The 20,100-nt window shown below is 69.6% G+C and carries 20 protein-coding genes; 11 read left to right on the forward strand and 9 right to left on the reverse strand.

What is annotated here, in order from left to right:
- Positions 1–17 precede the first annotated feature (17 nt).
- The 5 genes from pgl to tkt are packed head-to-tail and all read right to left on the reverse strand — an operon-like array spanning position 18 to position 6,770.
- Positions 18–800 (reverse strand): 6-phosphogluconolactonase, encoded by a 783-nt coding sequence (gene pgl, locus ACFPQ9_RS13360; RefSeq protein ID WP_380851840.1) that lies wholly within the window; start codon positions 798–800, stop codon positions 18–20.
- A complete protein-coding gene (gene opcA, locus ACFPQ9_RS13365; RefSeq protein WP_380851843.1) occupies positions 797–1,990 on the reverse strand; it encodes a glucose-6-phosphate dehydrogenase assembly protein OpcA in 1,194 nt (397 codons plus the stop codon). The genes pgl and opcA overlap by 4 nt, the downstream gene beginning before the upstream one ends.
- Positions 1,987–3,525, reverse strand: coding sequence for a glucose-6-phosphate dehydrogenase (gene zwf, locus ACFPQ9_RS13370; protein WP_380851846.1), 1,539 nt, complete (start codon positions 3,523–3,525; stop codon positions 1,987–1,989). Before zwf ends, opcA begins: the two co-directional genes overlap by 4 nt.
- 4 nt (positions 3,526–3,529) lie before the next feature.
- Positions 3,530–4,648: a transaldolase gene (tal, locus tag ACFPQ9_RS13375; protein WP_380851849.1), complete on the reverse strand. Its 1,119-nt coding sequence runs from the start codon at positions 4,646–4,648 to the stop codon at positions 3,530–3,532.
- Between the two features lie 34 nt (positions 4,649–4,682).
- On the reverse strand, positions 4,683–6,770 hold the full coding sequence (tkt, locus tag ACFPQ9_RS13380; RefSeq protein ID WP_380851852.1) for a transketolase: 2,088 nt from the start codon (positions 6,768–6,770) through the stop codon (positions 4,683–4,685).
- A gap of 376 nt (positions 6,771–7,146) precedes the next feature.
- Between tkt and ACFPQ9_RS13385 the strand changes: the two genes are divergently transcribed.
- The 3 genes from ACFPQ9_RS13385 to ACFPQ9_RS13395 all read left to right on the forward strand — a co-directional run bounded on the left by ACFPQ9_RS13385 (position 7,147) and on the right by ACFPQ9_RS13395 (position 9,651).
- Complete coding sequence (locus ACFPQ9_RS13385) at positions 7,147–8,115, forward strand: heme o synthase (RefSeq protein WP_380851855.1); 969 nt, start codon at positions 7,147–7,149, stop codon at positions 8,113–8,115.
- Between the two features lie 58 nt (positions 8,116–8,173).
- On the forward strand, positions 8,174–8,464 hold the full coding sequence (locus ACFPQ9_RS13390; protein WP_190070636.1) for a hypothetical protein: 291 nt from the start codon (positions 8,174–8,176) through the stop codon (positions 8,462–8,464).
- A gap of 80 nt (positions 8,465–8,544) precedes the next feature.
- Positions 8,545–9,651 carry an amidohydrolase family protein gene (locus ACFPQ9_RS13395; RefSeq protein ID WP_380851858.1) on the forward strand — a complete coding sequence of 369 codons (1,107 nt, stop codon included), beginning with the start codon at positions 8,545–8,547 and terminating at the stop codon, positions 9,649–9,651.
- A gap of 13 nt (positions 9,652–9,664) precedes the next feature.
- Here ACFPQ9_RS13395 and ACFPQ9_RS13400 read toward each other — a convergent pair whose 3' ends face one another.
- The 4 genes from ACFPQ9_RS13400 to ACFPQ9_RS13415 all read right to left on the reverse strand — a co-directional run bounded on the left by ACFPQ9_RS13400 (position 9,665) and on the right by ACFPQ9_RS13415 (position 13,306).
- Positions 9,665–10,666: a COX15/CtaA family protein gene (locus ACFPQ9_RS13400; protein WP_380851861.1), complete on the reverse strand. Its 1,002-nt coding sequence runs from the start codon at positions 10,664–10,666 to the stop codon at positions 9,665–9,667.
- Between the two features lie 64 nt (positions 10,667–10,730).
- A complete protein-coding gene (locus ACFPQ9_RS13405) occupies positions 10,731–11,447 on the reverse strand; it encodes an ABC transporter permease (RefSeq protein WP_380852392.1) in 717 nt (238 codons plus the stop codon).
- 68 nt (positions 11,448–11,515) lie between these two features.
- Positions 11,516–12,439, reverse strand: a complete 924-nt coding sequence (locus ACFPQ9_RS13410) for an ABC transporter ATP-binding protein (protein ID WP_380851864.1) — start codon at positions 12,437–12,439, stop codon at positions 11,516–11,518.
- 69 nt (positions 12,440–12,508) lie between these two features.
- Positions 12,509–13,306, reverse strand: a complete 798-nt coding sequence (locus tag ACFPQ9_RS13415; RefSeq protein ID WP_380851867.1) for an AAC(3) family N-acetyltransferase — start codon at positions 13,304–13,306, stop codon at positions 12,509–12,511.
- A gap of 161 nt (positions 13,307–13,467) precedes the next feature.
- On the opposite strand from ACFPQ9_RS13415, the gene ACFPQ9_RS13420 reads away from it, so the two are divergent.
- From ACFPQ9_RS13420 to ACFPQ9_RS13455, 8 genes are all read left to right on the forward strand, one after another.
- Positions 13,468–14,220: a helix-turn-helix transcriptional regulator gene (locus ACFPQ9_RS13420; RefSeq protein WP_380851870.1), complete on the forward strand. Its 753-nt coding sequence runs from the start codon at positions 13,468–13,470 to the stop codon at positions 14,218–14,220.
- Positions 14,217–15,641, forward strand: a complete 1,425-nt coding sequence (gene sufB, locus ACFPQ9_RS13425) for a Fe-S cluster assembly protein SufB (RefSeq protein ID WP_107907192.1) — start codon at positions 14,217–14,219, stop codon at positions 15,639–15,641. Before ACFPQ9_RS13420 ends, sufB begins: the two co-directional genes overlap by 4 nt.
- A gap of 86 nt (positions 15,642–15,727) precedes the next feature.
- The gene (gene sufD, locus ACFPQ9_RS13430; RefSeq protein WP_380851873.1) at positions 15,728–16,912 is read left to right on the forward strand and encodes a Fe-S cluster assembly protein SufD; all 1,185 of its coding nucleotides are present in this window, start codon (positions 15,728–15,730) and stop codon (positions 16,910–16,912) included.
- Positions 16,909–17,226 (forward strand): bifunctional 3-phenylpropionate/cinnamic acid dioxygenase ferredoxin subunit, encoded by a 318-nt coding sequence (locus ACFPQ9_RS13435; protein ID WP_363158301.1) that lies wholly within the window; start codon positions 16,909–16,911, stop codon positions 17,224–17,226. Before sufD ends, ACFPQ9_RS13435 begins: the two co-directional genes overlap by 4 nt.
- 7 nt (positions 17,227–17,233) lie before the next feature.
- Positions 17,234–17,998, forward strand: coding sequence for a Fe-S cluster assembly ATPase SufC (sufC, locus tag ACFPQ9_RS13440; protein ID WP_380851876.1), 765 nt, complete (start codon positions 17,234–17,236; stop codon positions 17,996–17,998).
- The gene (locus ACFPQ9_RS13445; RefSeq protein WP_380851879.1) at positions 17,995–19,251 is read left to right on the forward strand and encodes a cysteine desulfurase; all 1,257 of its coding nucleotides are present in this window, start codon (positions 17,995–17,997) and stop codon (positions 19,249–19,251) included. The genes sufC and ACFPQ9_RS13445 overlap by 4 nt, the downstream gene beginning before the upstream one ends.
- Positions 19,252–19,271: 20 nt before the next feature.
- Entirely contained in the window at positions 19,272–19,739 is a 468-nt protein-coding gene (sufU, locus tag ACFPQ9_RS13450; protein ID WP_380851882.1) for a Fe-S cluster assembly sulfur transfer protein SufU, read from the forward strand.
- Positions 19,736–20,068 (forward strand): metal-sulfur cluster assembly factor, encoded by a 333-nt coding sequence (locus tag ACFPQ9_RS13455; protein WP_380851885.1) that lies wholly within the window; start codon positions 19,736–19,738, stop codon positions 20,066–20,068. Before sufU ends, ACFPQ9_RS13455 begins: the two co-directional genes overlap by 4 nt.
- Positions 20,069–20,100: the final 32 nt, after the last annotated feature.

Raw genomic sequence — 20,100 nt, forward strand, 5'->3', positions numbered from 1 at the left:
GAGGGCCCGAACGGCGTTCAGGGTGACGCCGGTGGATACAGCGACCGCGGCAGCTGTGACGCCGCCGCCGCGTCCAGCAGCCACAGGGTCCTGGAGCGCCCACGCGCCCCGGCCGCCGGCGCCTGGATCTCACCCGCGCCCGACAGCGCGATCGCCGCGGCCTGGGCCTTGTCCTCGCCCGCCGCCAGCAGCCACACCTCACGCGCCGCCCGGATCGCGGGAAGCGTGAGAGTGACCCGGGTCGGCGGCGGCTTGGGCGCGCCGTGCACTCCGACGACCGTGCGCTGGGTCTCCCGAACCGCGGGCAGTTCCGGGAACAGGGAGGCGACATGGGTGTCAGGACCCACGCCCAGCATCAGCACGTCGAACGTGGGGACCGAGCCATGGTTCTCGGGACCCGCCGCCTTCGCCAGCTCCTCCGCGTAGGCGGCGGCCGCCGCCTCCACGTCCGAGCCGAACGGCCCGTCCGAGGCGGGCATGGCGTGCACCCGCTTCGGATCCAGCGGCACCGAGTCCAGCAGAGCGTCGCGGGCCTGCGTGACATTGCGGTCGGGGTCGCCCTCGGGGAGGAACCGCTCGTCGCCCCACCACAGGTCGAGGCGGCCCCAGTCGATCGCGTCCCGCGCGGGGGCCGCCGACAGCGCGGCCAGCAGGCCGTTGCCGTTGCGGCCGCCCGTGAGGACCACGGACGCCGAGCCCCGGGAGGCCTGTGCGTCCACGATCTTCGTGATCAGGCGGGCCGCCGCGGCCTGGGCCATCAGCTCCTTGTCGTGGTGCACGACGAGCTGCGGAGTACTCACTTCGCCGCCGCCTTCTTCGCGTCCTGCGCCGTCACTTCCTGCGCCGCCGCTTCCTTCCCGGATGCTTTCGCAGCTTCCTGGGCGGGCTCTCCGGCCGGTTCTCCTTTGGCCGGGGACACCCTCTCGGCCTGCTCGGCCCCGGCTGTTTCCCCCTCAGCCGCCTCTGTCGGCTCCCCGGCCCGGGCCACGGCGGCCTGGGCCAGTGCCACGGCCTGCTCCGCCTTGGCCACGGCCGCCTCGGCGCCCCTGACCGCGGAGACCGGTACCGAGCTGAGCCGGTCCACGCCGAACCGCAGTGCCGACGCGTAGGTGTCGTCCGGGTCGAGCCGGCGCAGCTCCTCCGCGATCAGCTCGGCCGTCTCGCGCCGCTTCAGCGCCACCGCACGGTCCGGCTGGCCCTGGATGGAGAGGGTCGCCAGGGAACCGTCCGCACGGTCCAGGACTATCGGGCCGCAGTCCGTGTCCATGCGGACCGCCGTCAGGCCGGGGCCCGACGACAGCGACCGTTTCACGGGGACGTCCAGCCGGTCCGCGAGCCACATCGCCAGCAGCTCACAGCTCGGGTTGAACTCCTCGCCCTCCACCTCGACGGCCTTCACCTCGCAGACCACCTGGTCCAGCGCCGCCGCGAGCATCGAGCGCCACGGCGTGATCCTGGTCCAGGACAGGTCGGTGTCGCCCGGCGTGTAGGCGTCGGCGCGGGACGACAGCTCCCGCACCGGCTGCTCCGAGGCATAGGTGTCGGTCACCCGGCGCTGGGCCAGCGCGCCCAGCGGGTCGTTCGCCGGGTCGAGCGGCGCGTTCACCGGCCACCAGACCACCACCGGGGCGTCCGGCAGCAGCAGCGGGAGGACGACGGACTGGGCGTGCTCGGACACCTCGCCGTACAGCCGCAGGATCACCGTCTCACCGGTGCCGGCGTCCGCGCCCACCCGTACCTCGGCGTCCAGCCGGGACGTCGTACGGTCACGGGGTGAGCGCGAGACCCGCTTGATGACCACCAGCGTGCGCGAGGGGTGCTCGCGCGAGGCGTCGCTGGCGGCCTTGAGCGCGTCGTACGCGTTCTCCTCGTCCGTGACGATGACCAGCGTGAGCACCATGCCGACGGCCGGTGTGCCGATGGCCCGCCGCCCCTGCACCAGCGCCTTGTTGATCTTGCTGGCCGTGGTGTCCGTGAGGTCTATCTTCATGGCCGGCGCCAGCTCCGTCCCTCTCGTGCGAGCATTTCGTCCGCCTCGACGGGCCCCCAGGTACCGGACGGGTACTGGGCGGGCTTGCCGTGCGTGTCCCAGTACTCCTCGATCGGGTCGAGGATCTTCCAGGACAGCTCGACCTCCTCGGTGCGCGGGAAGAGGTTGGAGTCGCCGAGCAGGACGTCGAGGATCAGGCGCTCGTACGCCTCGGGGCTGGACTCCGTGAAGGACTCGCCGTAGGCGAAGTCCATCGACACGTCCCGGATCTCCATGGAGGTGCCGGGCACCTTGGAGCCGAAGCGGACCGTGACGCCCTCGTCGGGCTGGACGCGGATCACGATCGCGTTCTGGCCCAGCTCCTCGGTGGCCGTCGTGTCGAAGGGGGAGTGGGGAGCGCGCTGGAAGACCACCGCGATCTCCGTCACCCGGCGGCCGAGGCGCTTGCCGGTGCGCAGATAGAAGGGGACACCCGCCCAGCGGCGGTTGTCGATCGACAGCTTGACCGCGGCATACGTGTCGGTCTTCGACTTGGGGTCGATGCCCTCCTCCTGGAGGTACCCGACCGCCTTCTCGCCGCCCTGCCAACCGGCCGCGTACTGCCCGAACACCGTGTCGCGGCCCAGGTCCTTGGGGAGTCTGACCGCCCCGAGCACCTTGGTCTTCTCCGCCGCCAGCGCGTCCGCGTCGAAGGAGGCGGGCTCCTCCATGGCGGTCAGCGCCATCAGCTGGAGCAGGTGGTTCTGGATGACGTCACGGGCGGCGCCGATGCCGTCGTAGTAGCCGGCCCGGCCGCCGATGCCGATGTCCTCGGCCATGGTGATCTGCACATGGTCCACGAAGGACCGGTTCCAGATCGGCTCGAACATCGTGTTGGCGAAGCGCAGCGCCAGGATGTTCTGCACGGTCTCCTTGCCCAGGTAGTGGTCGATGCGGAAGACCTGGTCCGGGGCGAAGACCTCGTGCACGACCTTGTTGAGCTCCTCGGCGGAGGCCAGGTCGTGGCCGAACGGCTTCTCGATGACCGCGCGGCGCCAGGAGCTCGGCGTCTGGTCGGCGAGGCCGTGCTTCTTCAGCTGCTGGATGACCACCGGGAAGGAACGCGGCGGCACCGAGAGATAGAAGGCGAAGTTGCCGCCCGTGCCCTGGGCCTTGTCCAGCTCCTCGATCGTCGAGCGCAGCCGCTCGAAGGCATCGTCGTCGTCGAAGGTGCCCTGCACGAAGCGCATCCCCTGGATGAGCTGCTGCCAGACCTCCTCGCGGAAGGGCGTGCGGGCATGTGCCTTGACCGCGTCGTGGACCTCCTGGGCGAAGTCCTCGTTCGCCCACTCGCGGCGGGCGAACCCGACCAGCGAGAAGCCCGGCGGCAGCAGACCCCGGTTGGCGAGGTCGTACACGGCAGGCATCAGCTTTTTCCGTGACAAATCGCCCGTAACGCCGAAGATCACCAGGCCCGACGGCCCCGCGATACGCGGGAGCCGTCGGTCGGCGGCGTCACGAAGCGGGTTCGCTTCAGTGACGTTGAAGGGTGGCAAGGGATCAGCCCTCCGAGGGGGCGAGGCGCTCCAGCTCCGCCTCGGTCGACTTGAGCAGGTCGTTCCAGGACGCCGCGAACTTCTCGACGCCCTCGTCCTCCAGCAGCTGCACCACGTCGTCGTACGAGATCCCGAGCTTCTCGACCGCGTCGAGGTCGGCGCGGGCCTGCTCGTAGGTGCCGGCCACGGTGTTGCCGGTGATCTCGCCCTTCTCCTCCGTGGCCTGGAGGGTGGCCTCGGGCATGGTGTTGACCGTGTTCGGGGCGACCAGGTCGTCGACGTACAGGGTCGGCTTGTAGGCCGGGTCCTTCACACCGGTCGACGCCCACAGCGGACGCTGCTTGTTGGCGCCCGCGTTCTCCAGCGCGCTCCAGCGGTCGGAGGAGAAGACCTCCTCGTACGCCTGGTAGGCGAGGCGCGCGTTGGCCACACCGGCCTTGCCGCGCGCGGCCTTGGCCTCGTCGGTGCCGAGGGCGTCGAGCCGCTTGTCGATCTCGGTGTCCACCCGGGACACGAAGAAGGACGCGACGGAGCGGATGAGCGAGAGGTCCAGCCCGCGCTCCTTGGCCTTCTCCAGACCGGCCAGGTAGGCGTTCATGACCTCGCGGTAGCGCTCCAGCGAGAAGATCAGCGTGACGTTGACGCTGATGCCGAGGCCGATGACCTCGGTGATCGCCGGGAGACCCGCCTTGGTGGCCGGGATCTTGATCAGGGTGTTGGGGCGGTCGACCAGCCAGGCCAGCTGCTTGGCCTCGGCGACGGTCGCACGGGTGTTGTGCGCGAGCCGCGGGTCGACCTCGATGGAGACCCGGCCGTCCTGGCCGCCGGTGGCGTCGAAGACCGGGCGCAGGATGTCGGCGGCGTCCCGGACGTCCGCCGTGGTGATCATGCGGATCGCCTCTTCGACCGTCACCTTGCGGGCGGCGAGGTCGGCGACCTGCGTCTCGTACCCGTCACCACTGCTGATCGCCTTCTGGAAGATCGTCGGGTTGGTGGTGACACCGACGACGTGCTGCTGGTCGATCAGCTCGGCGAGGTTGCCGGACGTGATGCGCTGGCGCGACAGGTCGTCCAGCCAGATCGCGACGCCTTCCTCGGAGAGGCGCTTCAGTGCGTCTGTCATGGAAAATCAAACTCCTACGTCTCGTATATGAGCGTCAGCGCTGGGCCGCGGCGAGGGATTCCCGCGCGACGGCCGCCACGTTCTCGGCAGTGAAGCCGTACTCCCGGAAAAGGACCTTGCCGTCCGCCGAAGCACCGAAGTGCTCCAGGGAAACGATGCGACCCGCATCCCCGACGTACTTGTGCCAGGTCAGACCGATACCGGCCTCGACCGCCACCCGCGCCTTGACGGCCGGCGGCAGAACGCTGTCCCGGTACCCCTGGTCCTGCTCCTCGAACCACTCCACCGAGGGCATGGACACGACCCGCGTCGGAACCCCGGACGCCTGGAGCTGCTCGCGCGCCTCGACGGCGATGTGCACCTCGGAGCCGGTCGCGATGAGGACGACCTGCGGCTCGCCGCCGTCGGCCTCGAACATCACGTAACCACCGCGGACGGTGTCCTCGTTGGCCTCGTACGTCGGCACACCCTGACGGGTCAGCGCGAGCCCGTGCGGGGCGCCCTTGCCGAACTCCTTCGTGTAGCGCTTGAGGATCTCGCGCCAGGCGATCGCGGTCTCGTTGGCGTCCGCCGGGCGGACCACGTTGAGACCGGGGATGGCGCGCAGGGACGCCAGGTGCTCGACCGGCTGGTGGGTGGGGCCGTCCTCACCCAGACCGATGGAGTCGTGCGTCCAGACGTACGTCACCGGCAGGTGCATCAGCGCCGACAGCCGGACGGCGTTGCGCATGTAGTCGGAGAAGACGAGGAACGTACCGCCGTAGACACGGGTGTTGCCGTGCAGGGTGATGCCGTTCATCTCCGCGGCCATGGAGTGCTCGCGGATACCGAAGTGGATCGTGCGGCCGTACGGGTCCGCCTCCGGCAGCGGGTTGTCCGCCGGCAGGAACGACGACGTCTTGTCGATCGTCGTGTTGTTGGAGCCGGCCAGGTCGGCCGAGCCGCCCCACAGCTCCGGGATGACCGCGCCGAGCGCCTGGAGCACCTTGCCGGACGCGGCACGCGTCGCGACGCCCTTGCCGGGCTCGAAGACCGGGAGCTTCTCCTCCCAGCCCGTGGGCAGCTCGCCCTTGCTGATGCGGTCGAACTCGGCGGCGCGCTCGGGGTTGTTGTCCCGCCACAGCTGGAAGGACTTCTCCCACTCGGCCTTCGCCTGGGCGCCCCGCTCAAGGGCAGCCCGGGTGTGGGCGATGACCTCGTCGGCCACCTCGAAGGACTGCTCCGGGTCGAAGCCGAGGACGCGCTTGGTGGCCGCGACCTCGTCGTCGCCGAGCGCCGAGCCGTGGGCGGCCTCGGTGTTCTGCGCGTTCGGGGCGGGCCAGGCGATGATCGAGCGCATCGCGATGAAGGACGGCTTGTCCGTCACCTTCTTCGCGGCCTCGATCGCGTTGTAGATGGCGTGCGGGTCGAGGTCGCCGTCCGGCTTCGGGGCGATCCGCTGCACATGCCAGCCGTACGCCTCGTACCGCTTGCAGACGTCCTCGGAGACGGCGGTCTCGGTGTCGCCCTCGATCGAGATGTGGTTGTCGTCCCACAGCAGGACCAGGTTGCCGAGCTGCTGGTGACCGGCCAGCGAGGACGCCTCCGCGGAGATGCCCTCCTGGAGGCAGCCGTCACCGGCGATGGCGAAGACGAAGTGGTCGAAGGGGGAGGTGCCCGCGGCGGCCTCCGGGTCGAACAGACCGCGCTCGTAGCGCGCGGCCATCGCCATACCGACCGCGTTGGCGACACCCTGGCCCAGCGGGCCGGTCGTCGTCTCGACGCCCGTGGTGTGGCCGTACTCCGGGTGGCCCGGGGTCTTCGAACCCCACGTCCGGAACGCCTTCAGGTCGTCCAGCTCCAGACCGAAGCCGGCCAGGTACAGCTGGGTGTAGAGGGTCAGGGACGAGTGGCCGGCGGACAGCACGAAGCGGTCGCGACCGACCCACTCGGCGTCCGCGGGGTCGTGCCGCATCACCTTCTGGAAGAGGGTGTAGGCGGCGGGGGCCAGGCTCATCGCCGTACCCGGATGGCCGTTTCCGACCTTCTGTACGGCGTCGGCGGCCAGGACGCGGGCGGTGTCGACGGCCCGCTGGTCCAGCTCGGTCCACTCGAGGTCTGTGGTGGTCGGCTTGGTGCTCACCCTGGGTCAGGGCTCCTCTCCACATGTCGGTTGCCGGTGTCACGGGCGCATACGCCCACCGGCTGCCGGCGTACTCGGCGTCGGCCGGCCGTTGTCGAGCCTACCCCCGGAAGTACGTGCGTTTTTTCGACTCATTCCAGACTGCCGGGCGTCGCCGGGATGTGCCTCCCGACTGGGTCGTTCCACATTCGACACGTGAATACGGAGCCGCTCATCCGGGTGCTCAATCGAGCTTCCGCGCGCCCGTCGGACGGCCCCTCGGACCACCCCCTCCAACACGACCCCACCCCCGCGAATGTCCGGGTCTGGGCAACGTCTACAGTGGCGTGGTACGCGCGAGCCTTTACCGGGACTTCACACGGGGAGGCTTGCTGGGATGTCTCTGTCAGGGGTGTGCGTGACGGCCGTTGAATCCCGTCCAGCGGGGATTGTCGGGGCGAGCCAGAGCCCGATCCGGCGGCCGGTCAGGGCCCGGGTCCTGGGGTTCGTGGCGCTTACCAAGCCGCGGATCATCGAGCTGCTGCTCATCACCACCGTGCCGGTGATGTTCCTGGCCGAGCGGGGCGTGCCCGACCTCGGTCTGGTGCTGCTCACCTGCGTCGGCGGCTACCTCTCCGCCGGTGGCGCCAACGCGCTGAACATGTACATCGACCGTGACATCGACGCGCTCATGGACCGCACCTCGCAGCGCCCGCTGGTCACCGGGATGGTCAGCCCGCGCGAGTGCCTGGCCTTCGGCATCACCCTGGCGGTCGCCTCGACGCTGCTGTTCGGTCTGACCGTCAACTGGCTGAGCGCCTGGCTCTCCCTCGGCGCACTCCTCTTCTACGTCGTCGTCTACACGATGATCCTCAAGCGCCGTACGTCGCAGAACATCGTGTGGGGCGGCATCGCGGGCTGCATGCCGGTGCTGATCGGCTGGTCCGCGGTCACGAACTCGCTCTCCTGGGCGCCGCTCATCCTCTTCATGGTGATCTTCTTCTGGACGCCGCCGCACTACTGGCCGCTGTCCATGAAGGTGAAGGACGACTACGCGCGCGTGGGCGTGCCCATGCTCCCGGTCATCGCCTCGAACAAGGTCGTCGCCAAACAGATCGTCATCTACAGCTGGGTGATGGTCGCGGTGTCGCTGCTGTTGACGCCGCTCGGCTACACGGGCTGGTTCTACACCGCGGTCGCGCTGGGCGCGGGCGGCTGGTGGCTGTGGGAGGCACACGCCCTGCAGAACCGCGCGAAGGCGGAGGTGACGGGCGGCAAGCTCAAGGAGATGCGCCTGTTCCACTGGTCCATCACCTATGTGTCGCTGCTGTTCGTCGCAGTCGCGGTGGACCCCTTCCTGCGCTGACGTAGGTCACACGGCCCTGCTCTCGCCAGCTGATCTACCCGCGAGTAGCATCCTGGCCATGGCAGACAAGGTGGCCAAGCTGGCCAAGCAGATCAACTCCTTCGCGAAGTCGCACGGCGGCGCTGAGGCCCAGGTCGCGTACATCGGACAGCGCGGCGCCCGCATCGTGCTCGTGGGCGAGGACGGCGGCTGGGGCGACCTGGTCGCACCGTCGTACGAGCTCGCCGAGCAGGCGGTGGAGAAGGCCGGGATCACCCGCCACGAGTCCTTCGACGGCGAGTTCGCGGCGAAGGTGGAGACCGGGCCCTACGAGTGGAAGCGCATGGCCGGCATCCAAATCGGCGGCTGATCGGTCCCCTTTTCGCAACACCAAGTCCCCGGTTCACCCGTTAGGACGTGTAGGACACGTCCACTCACGGGGAGAGCCGGATGATCGACACGCCGTCCCTGGTGGACCAGTACTGCCACGGCGTACTGCGCACCGAGCTGGGCCTCGGCACCTTCGAGGCCCAGCTGGCCCGTACCGAGGGCCCGCCCGCGCCCGGCACCACCCTCTTCGACACCCAGACGGGCTTCGCCGTACGACGCTGGTGCCCCCCTCTGCTGGGCCTGGAACCGCACTGCCCGCCCGCCCGCTATCTGGCCCGGCGCCGTGAACTCGGCGTACTGGAGGCGGCCCGGCGTCTGCTGCGGGGCAGCGGCATCACGACCTACCTCATCGACACCGGCCTGCCCGGCGACCTCACCGGGCCCCCGGAGATGGCGTCCACCGCCTCCGCCCGCGCCCACGAGATCGTGCGCCTGGAGCTCCTCGCCGAACAGGTCGCCGACACCTCGGGCACCGTCGAGTCCTTCCTCGCCAACCTCGCCGAGTCGGTGCACGGCGCGGCCGTGAACGCGGTGGCCTTCACCTCGGTCGCGGGCGTACGGCACGGTCTCGCCCTCGCGCCCGAACCGCCGGGGCCCGGGGAGGTGCGCGGCGCGGCGGGGCGCTGGCTCGCGGGACGCAGGGTCGGCGGCGAGCTGAGCGACCCCGTGCTGCTACGGCATCTGCTGTGGATCGCGGTCGCGTCGGGACTGCCGCTGCAACTGCACGCGGGACTGGGGGCGCCGGGCCTGCGCATCGACCGCACCGACCCGGTGCTGCTCACGGACTTCGTGCGCGCCACGGCCGGCCTCGGCACCGACCTGGTCCTGCTGCACGGCTACCCGTACCACCGCCACGCCGCCCATCTGGCCGGCGTCTTCCCGCACGTCTACGCCGACTCCGGCGCCGCCCTCGTGCGCACCGGCGCCCGCGCCGCCACGATCCTCGCCGAGATCCTGGAACTCGCCCCCTTCGGCAAGATCCTCTTCTCCAGCGGCGCCCAGGGCCTGCCCGAACTGCACGTCGTGGGCGCCCGCCTCTTCCGCGAGGCTCTCGCCAGGGTGCTGGGCGGCTGGGTCGCGGAGGGGGCGTGGTCGCTGACGGACGCACAGCGGGTGGCGGGGATGGTGGCGTCGGGCAACGCCAGGCGGGTGTACGGGCTGGACTGAGCGGCCCGGACGACTATGCGCGTGTGCCGACCGTGGCCTCGGCGACCGGCTCCGGGATGCCGATCTCGTCGTGCGGCCGCTCCCGAAGGGCGAGCAGCACCCGCAGTGTGGCGATCCACACCAGGGCCGAGCCCAGCATGTGTGCGCCGACCAGGAGCTCCGGGAGGTCCGTGAAGTACTGGACGTAGCCGATGGCGCCCTGGGCGAGGAGGATCAGGAAGAGGTCGCGGGTGCGGTTCAGGGGGCCCTTCGGGGCGTCGACCGCCTTGAGGACGAACCAGAGCGCGAAGGTCAGGGTGACCACGACCCACGCCAGCACGGCGTGCAGCTTGGTGACGTTCTCCCAGTCCAGCGGCATCCGCTCGACCTCGCTGGAGTCGCCCGCGTGCGGGCCCGCGCCGGTGACGACGGTGCCGACCAGGATCAGCAGCACCGAGGCCGCGACCAGCACCCACACCAGCTGCTGTACGGCCTTGCCCACCAAAGGGCGGGCCGCGCTGTCGCCCTCCCGGGTGCGCTGCCACATCACCGTGGCGACGGCGATGAGCGCGGACGTCGCCACGAAGTGCGCCGCGACCGTGTACGGGTTGAGGCCGACGAGCACGACGATGCCGCCGAGCACGGCGTTGCTCATCACGATCCAGAACTGCGCCCAGCCCAGGCGGGTGAGGTCCCGCCGGTACGGCTTAGTGGCGCGCGCGGCGATGATCGCCCAGCCGACCGCGGCGCACAGCACATACGTCAGCATGCGGTTGCCGAACTCGATGGCGCCGTGCAGGCCCATCTCGCTGGTGGCGGTGAGCGAGTCGTCGGTGCACTTGGGCCAGGTCGGGCAGCCGAGCCCGGACCCGGTCAGGCGTACCGCGCCGCCGGTGACCACGATGATCACCGACATCACGAGCGCGGCGAGCGCCGCCCGTCGGACCGTCCTCGGAGTGGGAGTCCAGCGTGCGGCGATGAAGGCGAGCGGGTTGCGCACGGCCGCTACGGCGTCGGCGCGGGTCACGTTTGGCACGGGCCCTATCGTAGGCGGCCGCTTGTGCACGCTTTCACGAGGGTCCGCCCGAGGGCCTGGAGCCCTACTCCCAGCGGAAGAACCTGCCGGCCGCCGCCAGCCCGAGGACCGCCCATACGGCCAGGATCCCCAGGTCGCCCCAGGGCATCCCGGCCCCGTGCCGGAGGACGTCCCGCAGGCCGTCGGAGAGCGCGGAGATGGGCAGCAGACCGAGCACGTCCTGGGCGGCGTCCGGGAACTTGTCCAGCGGCACGATGACCCCGCCGCCGACGAGCAGCAGCAGGAACACGAGGTTGGCGGCGGCCAGGGTCGCCTCGGCCTTGAGCGTGCCGGCCATCAGCAGGCCGAGCCCGGAGAAGGCGGCCGTGCCGAGGATCAGCAGGAGCAGGACGGCGAGCGGGTTGCCGTGCGGCGACCAGCCGAGCGCGAAGGCGATCACCGTCAGCAGAACGATCTGCAGCACCTCGGTGACCAGCACCGACACCGTCTTCGCCGTCATCAGGCCCCAGCGGGGCAGCGGCGAGGAGGCCAGTCGCTTCAGCACGCCGTACCGGCGCTCGAAGCCCGTGGCGATGGCCTGCCCCGTGAACGCCGTCGACATCACGGCGAGCGCGAGGATGCCGGGGGCGAGGAAGTCGACGGCCTTTCCGGCGCCGGTGTCGACGATGTCCACCGCGCTGAAGAGCACGAGCAGCAGGGTGGGGATCACCACCGTCAGGAGCAGCTGCTCGCCGTTGCGCAGCAGCATCTTCGTCTCCAGGGCCGCCTGCGCCCCGATCATGCGGGGGAGGGGGGCGGCTCCCGGCTTCGGGGCGTACGTACCCGTACCCGTGCCTGTACCTACGGCGGTCACGCGCGCAGCTCCTTACCGGTCAGCTCCAAGAAGACGTCCTCCAGGGTGTGCCGCTCGACCGAGATCCGGTCCGGCATCACCCCGTGCTGCGCACACCACGACGTCACCGTCGCGAGCAGTTGGGGGTTGACCTTGCCGACGACTCGGTACGAGCCCGGCGTCAGCTCCGCGGCCGAGCAGTCGGCGGGCAGCGCCTTGAGCAGGGACCCCACGTCGAGGCCGGGGCGGCCGGTGAAGCGGAGGGTGTTCTCGGCGCCGCCGCGGCACAGGTCCTCGGGGGAGCCATGGGCGATGACGCGGCCGGCGTCGATGATCGCGACGTCGTCGGCGAGCTGCTCGGCCTCGTCCATGTAGTGGGTCGTGAGGATCACGGAGACGCCGTCGGCGCGCAGATCGCGGATCAGATCCCAGGTGGCCCGGCGGGCCTGCGGGTCCAGACCCGCGGTCGGCTCGTCCAGGAACACCAGCTCCGGGCGCCCGACCACGGCCATGGCGAGCGCGAGCCGCTGCTGCTGGCCGCCTGAGAGGCGGCGGTAGCCGGTCCGGCCGCAGCTGCCGAGACCGAGCCGCTCGATGAGCGCGTCGACGTCCAGGGGGTGGGCGTGCAGCTTCGCGACATGGCGCAGCATCTCGTCCGCCCGCGCGCCCGAGTAGACGCCGCCGGACTGGAGCATCACGCCGATCCGGGGCCGCAGCGCGCCGGACTGCCGTATGGGGTCGAGGCCCAGGACGCGCACCGTGCCGGCGTCCGGCTTCCGGTATCCCTCGCAGGTCTCCACCGTCGTCGTCTTGCCCGCGCCGTTGGGTCCGAGTACGGCGGTGACACCGGCCCGGGCCACCAGGTCGAGGCCGTTGACCGCGGTTTTGCCGCCGTACCGCTTCACCAGGGCCTGGACCTGGAGCACGGGCTCAGTTCGCATGGCTCCAGAGTCTAGGTAGGCGATCCGTCCCCCATACGGCCGGGTTCACATCTCCTCATACGGCCGCCCTCATATCTCCTCCGCGCGGGGCCGGTGGATGCCCAGCCACCGCACCGCGTACGCCACCGCGTCCACCACCGGAAACAGCCGTACGTCGGCCGCGCCCACCTTTCCCCGTACGACAGGACGGTCCCGCTCGAAGTCATGACCGAGCTCGTCGAACCGGTCCGAGGTGATGGACACCTCGGTCACCACCTCCCACCCCGTGGGCCCCGGTCGCCCCACCTTCACCAGGGGTGACGGGATCCGGTACTCGGCCAGATGGAAGCCGGTGCAGGCGTCGTAGCCGGCGCCGAGCAGCAGCACGCGCGCGTGGAGTGCCTCCAGGCGGGCCAGCGGGCTGCGCTCGCCGAGCCGGCAGTCGAGGGCGTGGCCTGCGACGATCTCGCCCGCGCGGGGGCCGACAGCGGCGAAGGACGTCTGGGGGTGCGCGCTGCGCAGGGCGCCCGGCCAGGTCCGTACGGTCTCCGGGATCACGCCGACCCCGCGCGTGGGCGTGACGGCCGGGTCGTAGGCGGGCATGGTCGCCCGAATGGTCTCCCACCACTCCTCGGGAACGGGCGGGTCGCTCCACACCGCAGGATCCGAGAGATCGCCGGTCTGGGTGGGGACCACCAGCGTGCCCTCCGGGCCGAGGGCGTCGAGCAGTCCCTGGACCACCGCGACGGGACCTCCACAGACCCAGCCGAGAGAGCTGAGTGAGGAGTGCACCAGGAGCGTCTCACCGGTTCGGACGCCTAGCTCGCGCAGTTGTGCGGCGAGGGTGCCGCGAGTGACAAGAGGGCCGGTCGGAGGGGGTGTGGGCATGGTTCGGGAGTGTTCCGGAAGGCGCCAGGGGACGCCACCGAATTGATCGATCAATGATCGTTTCCGCAGGTCAGATTAGGTATGCCTAAGTGACGCAGGGCACCGTCGAGGGAGTCGGACGCGGCTTGCCCGGTCCTGAGGAATTACGCAACAATGGCGTTGTGAAAAACGTCGGCGAGGCTCGGGAGACCCCCACGGGGGCCCCTCAGGAGGAGCTCGCGACCGGGGAGCGCTCCACGCGCAACCGGGTCGCGCGGTCCATCCTGGACCACGGCCCGTCGACCGTCGCCGAGCTGGCCGGCCGACTGGGGCTCACCCAGGCAGCCGTACGCAGGCATCTGGACGCGCTGGTCGCCGATGACGTCGTGGAGCCCCGGGAACAGCGGGTGTACGGCACGCGCACGCGTGGCCGACCCGCCAAGGTCTTCGCGCTCACCGACTGCGGCCGCGACGCCTTCGACCAGTCGTACGACAAGCTCGCCGCGGACGCCCTGAAGTGGATCGCCGAGCGCGAGGGCGGGAGCGAGGCGGTCGCCGCCTTCGCCCGCGCCCGGATCGCCGCCCAGGCGAGCGCCTACCGCAAGGCGATCGAGGCCGTCGGCCCCGGTGAGCGGACCGAAGCCCTGGCCAAGGCCTTGAGCGTCGACGGGTACGCTGCTACGGCGCGCAGCGCGCCCCTCCCTCAAAAGGGCGAGCAGCTCTGCCAGCACCACTGCCCGGTCGCCCATGTCGCGGAGCAGTTCCCCCAGCTGTGCGAGGCGGAGACGGAGATCTTCGCCGAGCTGCTCGGAACGCACGTCCAGAGACTGGCGACGATCGCGCACGGCGACGGCGTCTGCACGACGTTCATCCCCAAGATTTCCCAGAACACCGATAACGCATCTGCAAGCACGGCCGGGAGGAACCCCGCATGACTCTCCCCATCGAGGAGACTGCCCACCCTGAGCTCGAGGGCCTGGGCAAGTACGAATACGGCTGGGCCGACTCCGACGAAGCCGGCGCCTCTGCGAAGCGCGGTCTGAGCGAGGACGTCGTCCGTGACATCTCCGCGAAGAAGAGCGAGCCGGAGTGGATGACCAAGCTCCGTCTCAAGGGTCTGCGGCTGTTCGACAAGAAGCCCATGCCGAACTGGGGCTCGGACCTCTCCGGCATCGACTTCGACAACATCAAGTACTTCGTGCGCTCCACGGAGAAGCAGGCGGAGTCCTGGGAGGACCTGCCCGAGGACATCAAGAACACGTACGACAAGCTCGGCATCCCCGAGGCGGAGAAGCAGCGCCTCGTCGCCGGTGTCGCGGCCCAGTACGAGTCCGAGGTCGTCTACCACCAGATCCGCGAGGACCTGGAGGAGCAGGGCGTCATCTTCCTGGACACCGACACCGCCCTGAAGGAGCACCCGGAGCTCTTCAAGGAGTACTTCGGCACCGTCATCCCCGTCGGTGACAACAAGTTCGCCTCCCTGAACACCGCCGTGTGGTCGGGCGGCTCCTTCATCTACGTGCCGAAGGGCGTGCACGTCGAGATCCCGCTCCAGGCCTACTTCCGGATCAACACCGAGAACATGGGCCAGTTCGAGCGGACGCTGATCATCGTCGACGAGGACGCCTACGTCCACTACGTCGAGGGCTGCACGGCCCCGATCTACAAGTCGGACTCCCTGCACTCCGCGGTCGTCGAGATCATCGTGAAGAAGGGCGCCCGCTGCCGCTACACGACCATCCAGAACTGGTCGAACAACGTCTACAACCTGGTCACCAAGCGCGCCGTCGCCTACGAGGGCGCGACCATGGAGTGGGTCGACGGCAACATCGGCTCCAAGGTGACCATGAAGTACCCGGCCGTCTACCTGATGGGCGAGCACGCCAAGGGCGAGACCCTGTCCATCGCCTTCGCGGGCGAGGGCCAGCACCAGGACGCCGGCGCCAAGATGGTCCACATGGCCCCGAACACCTCGTCCAACATCGTCTCGAAGTCGGTGGCGCGCGGCGGTGGCCGTACCTCCTACCGCGGTCTGATCGAGATCGGCGAGGGCGCCCCGGGTGCGAAGTCCAACGTGCTCTGTGACGCTCTGCTCGTCGACACGATCTCCCGCTCGGACACCTACCCGTACGTCGACGTCCGCGAGGACGACGTCTCCATGGGCCACGAGGCGACCGTCTCCAAGGTCTCCGAGGACCAGCTCTTCTACCTGATGAGCCGCGGTCTCTCCGAGGACGAGGCGATGGCGATGATCGTGCGCGGCTTCGTCGAGCCGATCGCCAAGGAGCTGCCGATGGAGTACGCCCTTGAGCTCAACCGGCTGATCGAGCTGCAGATGGAAGGTGCGGTCGGCTAACGCCCCCACCACCGAAGCAGCAGGCGGCCCGCCTCTCCGGGGCGGGCCGAAGATCGCAAACGTAGGAAGAGAGCAGACCCACAGCCATGGCTGAGGCCCAGAACATCCCGGTGGGCAGCACCACCGCCGGCTCGATCGCGGTGGCCGCCGAGTCGACCGTCGCCACGCGCATGAGCGCGCCCCCGTCCTTCGACGTGGCGGACTTCCCGGTACCGCACGGCCGCGAGGAGGAGTGGCGGTTCACCCCGCTGGAGCGCCTGCGCGGGCTGTACGACGGCACCGCGACCGCCACCGGCGACGGCGTGAAGGTCGACGTCCAGGCCCCCGAGGGCGTCACCGTCGAGACCGTCGGCCGTGACGACGCCCGGCTCGGCAAGGCCGGCACCCCGGTGGACCGTGTCGCCGCCCAGGCGTACTCCGCCTTCGAGAAGGCCGGCGTGGTCACCGTCCCCAAGGAGACGGTCCTCACCGAGCCGATCCGCATCGCCGTGCACGGCGAGGGCGGCACCCGCTTCGGCCACCAGGTCATCGAGCTGGGCGCCTTCGCCGAGGCCGTCGTCGTCATCGACCACACCGGTGACGCGGTACTCGCCTCCAACGTCGACTACATCCTCGGTGACGGCGCCAAGCTGACCGTCGTCTCCGTCCAGGACTGGGACGACAAGGCCGTGCACGTGGCCCAGCACAACGCCCTCGTCGGCCGCGACGCCTCCTTCAAGTCCGTGGTCGTGACCTTCGGCGGCGACCTCGTACGGCTGCACCCGCGCGTCTCCTACGCCGGCACCGGCGGCGAGGCCGAGCTGTACGGCCTGTACTTCACGGACGCCGGCCAGCACCAGGAGCACCGCCTGCTGGTCGACCACAACACCCCGCACTGCAAGTCGAACGTCGCCTACAAGGGCGCGCTCCAGGGCGACGACGCGCACGCGGTGTGGATCGGTGACGTGCTGATCGAGGCCAAGGCCGAGGGCACCGACACCTACGAGATGAACCGCAACCTGGTTCTGACCGACGGCGCCCGCGTCGACTCCGTGCCGAACCTGGAGATCGAGACCGGCGAGATCGTCGGCGCCGGCCACGCCTCGGCCACCGGTCGCTTCGACGACGAGCAGCTCTTCTACCTGATGGCCCGCGGCATCCCGGAGCACGAGGCCCGCCGCCTCGTCGTCCGTGGCTTCTTCGCCGAGCTGGTCCAGCAGATCGGTGTCGCGGACATCGAGGAGCGCCTCATCGCCAAGATCGAAGAGGAGCTGGAGGCGTCCGTCGCATGACGTACGTACGCGCCTGTGGGCTGAGCGAGCTGGAGGAGGACACCCCGAAGCGGGTGGAACTCGACGGCACGCCGGTCTCGGTCGTGCAGACCGAGGGCGAGGTGTTCGCGATCCACGACATCTGCTCCCACGCGAACGTCTCGCTCTCCGAGGGCGAGGTGGAGGACTGCCAGATCGAGTGCTGGCTGCACGGCTCCAGCTTCGACCTGCGCACCGGTAAGCCGTCCGGCCTCCCCGCGACGCGCCCCGTCCCCGTATACCCCGTAAAGATCGAAGGGGACGATGTTCTCGTCTCCCTCACCCAGGAGTCCTGAGGCACCCATGGCAACGCTTGAAATCCGAGACCTGCACGTCACCGTCGAGGCCGACAACGCCACGAAGGAGATCCTCAAGGGCGTCGACCTCACCGTGAAGCAGGGCGAGACGCACGCCATCATGGGCCCCAACGGCTCCGGCAAGTCGACCCTCGCCTACTCCCTGGCGGGTCACCCGAAGTACACGATCACCTCCGGCACCGTCACCCTCGACGGCGAGGACGTCCTGGAGATGTCCGTCGACGAGCGCGCCCGCGCCGGCCTGTTCCTCGCGATGCAGTACCCGGTCGAGGTCCCCGGCGTCTCGGTCTCCAACTTCCTGCGCACCTCCGCCACCGCCATCCGCGGCGAGGCCCCCAAGCTGCGCACCTGGGTGAAGGAGGTCAAGGAGGCCATGGCCCGCCTCAACATGGACCCCGCCTTCGCCGAGCGCAATGTCAACGAGGGCTTCTCCGGCGGTGAGAAGAAGCGCCACGAGATCCTTCAGCTGGAGCTGCTCAAGCCGAAGGTCGCGATCCTCGACGAGACCGACTCCGGTCTGGACGTCGACGCCCTGCGCGTCGTCTCCGAGGGCGTGAACCGGGTCCGTGAGACCGGCGAGGTCGGCACCCTGCTGATCACCCACTACACGCGCATCCTGCGCTACATCAAGCCCGACCACGTGCACGTGTTCGCGAACGGCCGTATCGCCGAGTCCGGCGGAGCGGAGCTCGCGGACCAGCTGGAGGCCGAGGGTTACGACAAGTACGTGAAGGGTGGCGCATCCGCGTGACACAGCTGCCGGGCCTCCTCGACACCGAGGCGCTCCGCAAGGACTTCCCGATCCTGGACCGTGTCGTCCACGACGGCAAGAAGCTCGTGTACCTGGACAACGCGGCGACCTCGCAGACGCCGCGCCAGGTCCTCGACGTGCTCTCCGAGTACTACGAGCAGCACAACGCCAACGTCCACCGTGGCGTGCACGTCCTCGCCGAGGAGGCCACGGCGCTGTACGAGGGCGCGCGCGACAAGGTCGCGGAGTTCATCAACGCGCCCTCGCGCGACGAGGTGATCTTCACCAAGAACGCCTCCGAGTCGCTGAACCTCGTGGCCAACATGCTCGGCTGGGCCGACGAGCCCTACCGCGTGGACCACGAGACCGAGATCGTCATCACGGAGATGGAGCACCACTCCAACATCGTGCCGTGGCAGCTGCTCGCGCAGCGCACGGGCGCGAAGCTGAAGTGGTTCGGCCTCACCGACGACGGCCGTCTCGACCTGTCCAACATCGACGAGATCATCACGGAGAAGACGAAGATCGTCTCCTTCGTGCTGGTGTCGAACATCCTGGGCACGCTCAACCCGGTCGAGGCGATAGTGCGCCGCGCGCAGGAGGTCGGTGCGCTGGTCTGCATCGACGCCTCGCAGGCGGCGCCGCACATGCCGATGGACGTGCAGTCCCTCCAGGCCGACTTCGTGGCCTTCACCGGCCACAAGATGTGCGGCCCGACCGGCATCGGCGTGCTCTGGGGCCGCCAGGAGCTGCTCGAGGACCTGCCTCCGTTCCTCGGCGGCGGCGAGATGATCGAGACCGTGTCGATGCACTCGTCGACCTACGCTCCCGCCCCGCACAAGTTCGAGGCGGGCACGCCCCCGATCTCCCAGGCGATCGGGCTGGGCGCGGCGATCGACTACCTCAACTCGATCGGCATGGACAAGATCCTCGCCCATGAGCACGCGCTGACGGAGTACGCGGTCAAGCGTCTCGGCGAGGTCCCCGACCTGCGGATCATCGGCCCGACCACGGCCGAGGACCGGGGCGCCGCGATCTCCTTCACGCTCGGCGACATCCACCCGCACGACGTGGGCCAGGTCCTCGACGAGCAGGGCATCGCGGTCCGGGTCGGCCACCACTGCGCGCGGCCGGTCTGCCTCCGCTATGGAATTCCTGCGACCACGCGAGCGTCGTTCTATCTGTACTCCACGCCGGCCGAGATCGACGCTCTGGTGGACGGCCTGGAGCACGTCCGGAACTTCTTCGGCTGACGGGACGGGACGAGCGACGCATGAAGCTGGATTCGATGTACCAGGAAGTCATCCTGGACCACTACAAGAACCCGCACGGGCGGGGCTTGCGGGATGGCGACGCCGAGGTGCACCACGTGAACCCGACGTGCGGCGATGAGATCACCCTGCGTGTGAAGTACGACGGCACGAAGATCGAGGACGTCTCGTACGAGGGCCAGGGCTGTTCCATCAGCCAGGCGAGCGCGTCCGTGCTGAACGAACTCCTCGTCGGCAAGGACCTCTCCGACGCGCAGAAGATCCAGGAGACCTTCCTGGAGCTGATGCAGTCCAAGGGGAAGATCGAGCCGGACGACGCGATGGAGGACGTACTGGAGGACGCGGTCGCGTTCGCCGGTGTCTCCAAGTACCCGGCCCGGGTGAAGTGCGCCCTCCTCAGCTGGATGGCGTGGAAGGACGCGACGGCCCAGGCCCTGGGCGGAGCCGACGCCGAAAGGAAGACGGCATGAGCGAGACCGTTGAGATGAAGCCGGCCTCGGAGGAAGAGGTCCGTGAGGCGCTGTACGACGTCGTCGACCCCGAGCTGGGTATCGACGTCGTCAACCTCGGCCTGATCTACGGCATCCACATCGACGACGCGAACAACGCGACGCTCGACATGACCCTGACCTCGGCGGCCTGCCCGCTGACCGACGTCATCGAGGACCAGGCCAAGTCCGCCACGGACGGTCTCGTCAACGAGCTGCGCATCAACTGGGTCTGGATGCCGCCGTGGGGCCCGGACAAGATCACGGACGACGGCCGCGAGCAGCTTCGGGCGCTGGGGTTCAACGTCTGAGACACCCCGCTCACACAGAAGCGGCGGCACCC

The sequence above is a fragment of the Streptomyces coerulescens genome, assembly GCF_042657965.1.
GTDB lineage: Bacteria > Actinomycetota > Actinomycetes > Streptomycetales > Streptomycetaceae > Streptomyces > Streptomyces coerulescens.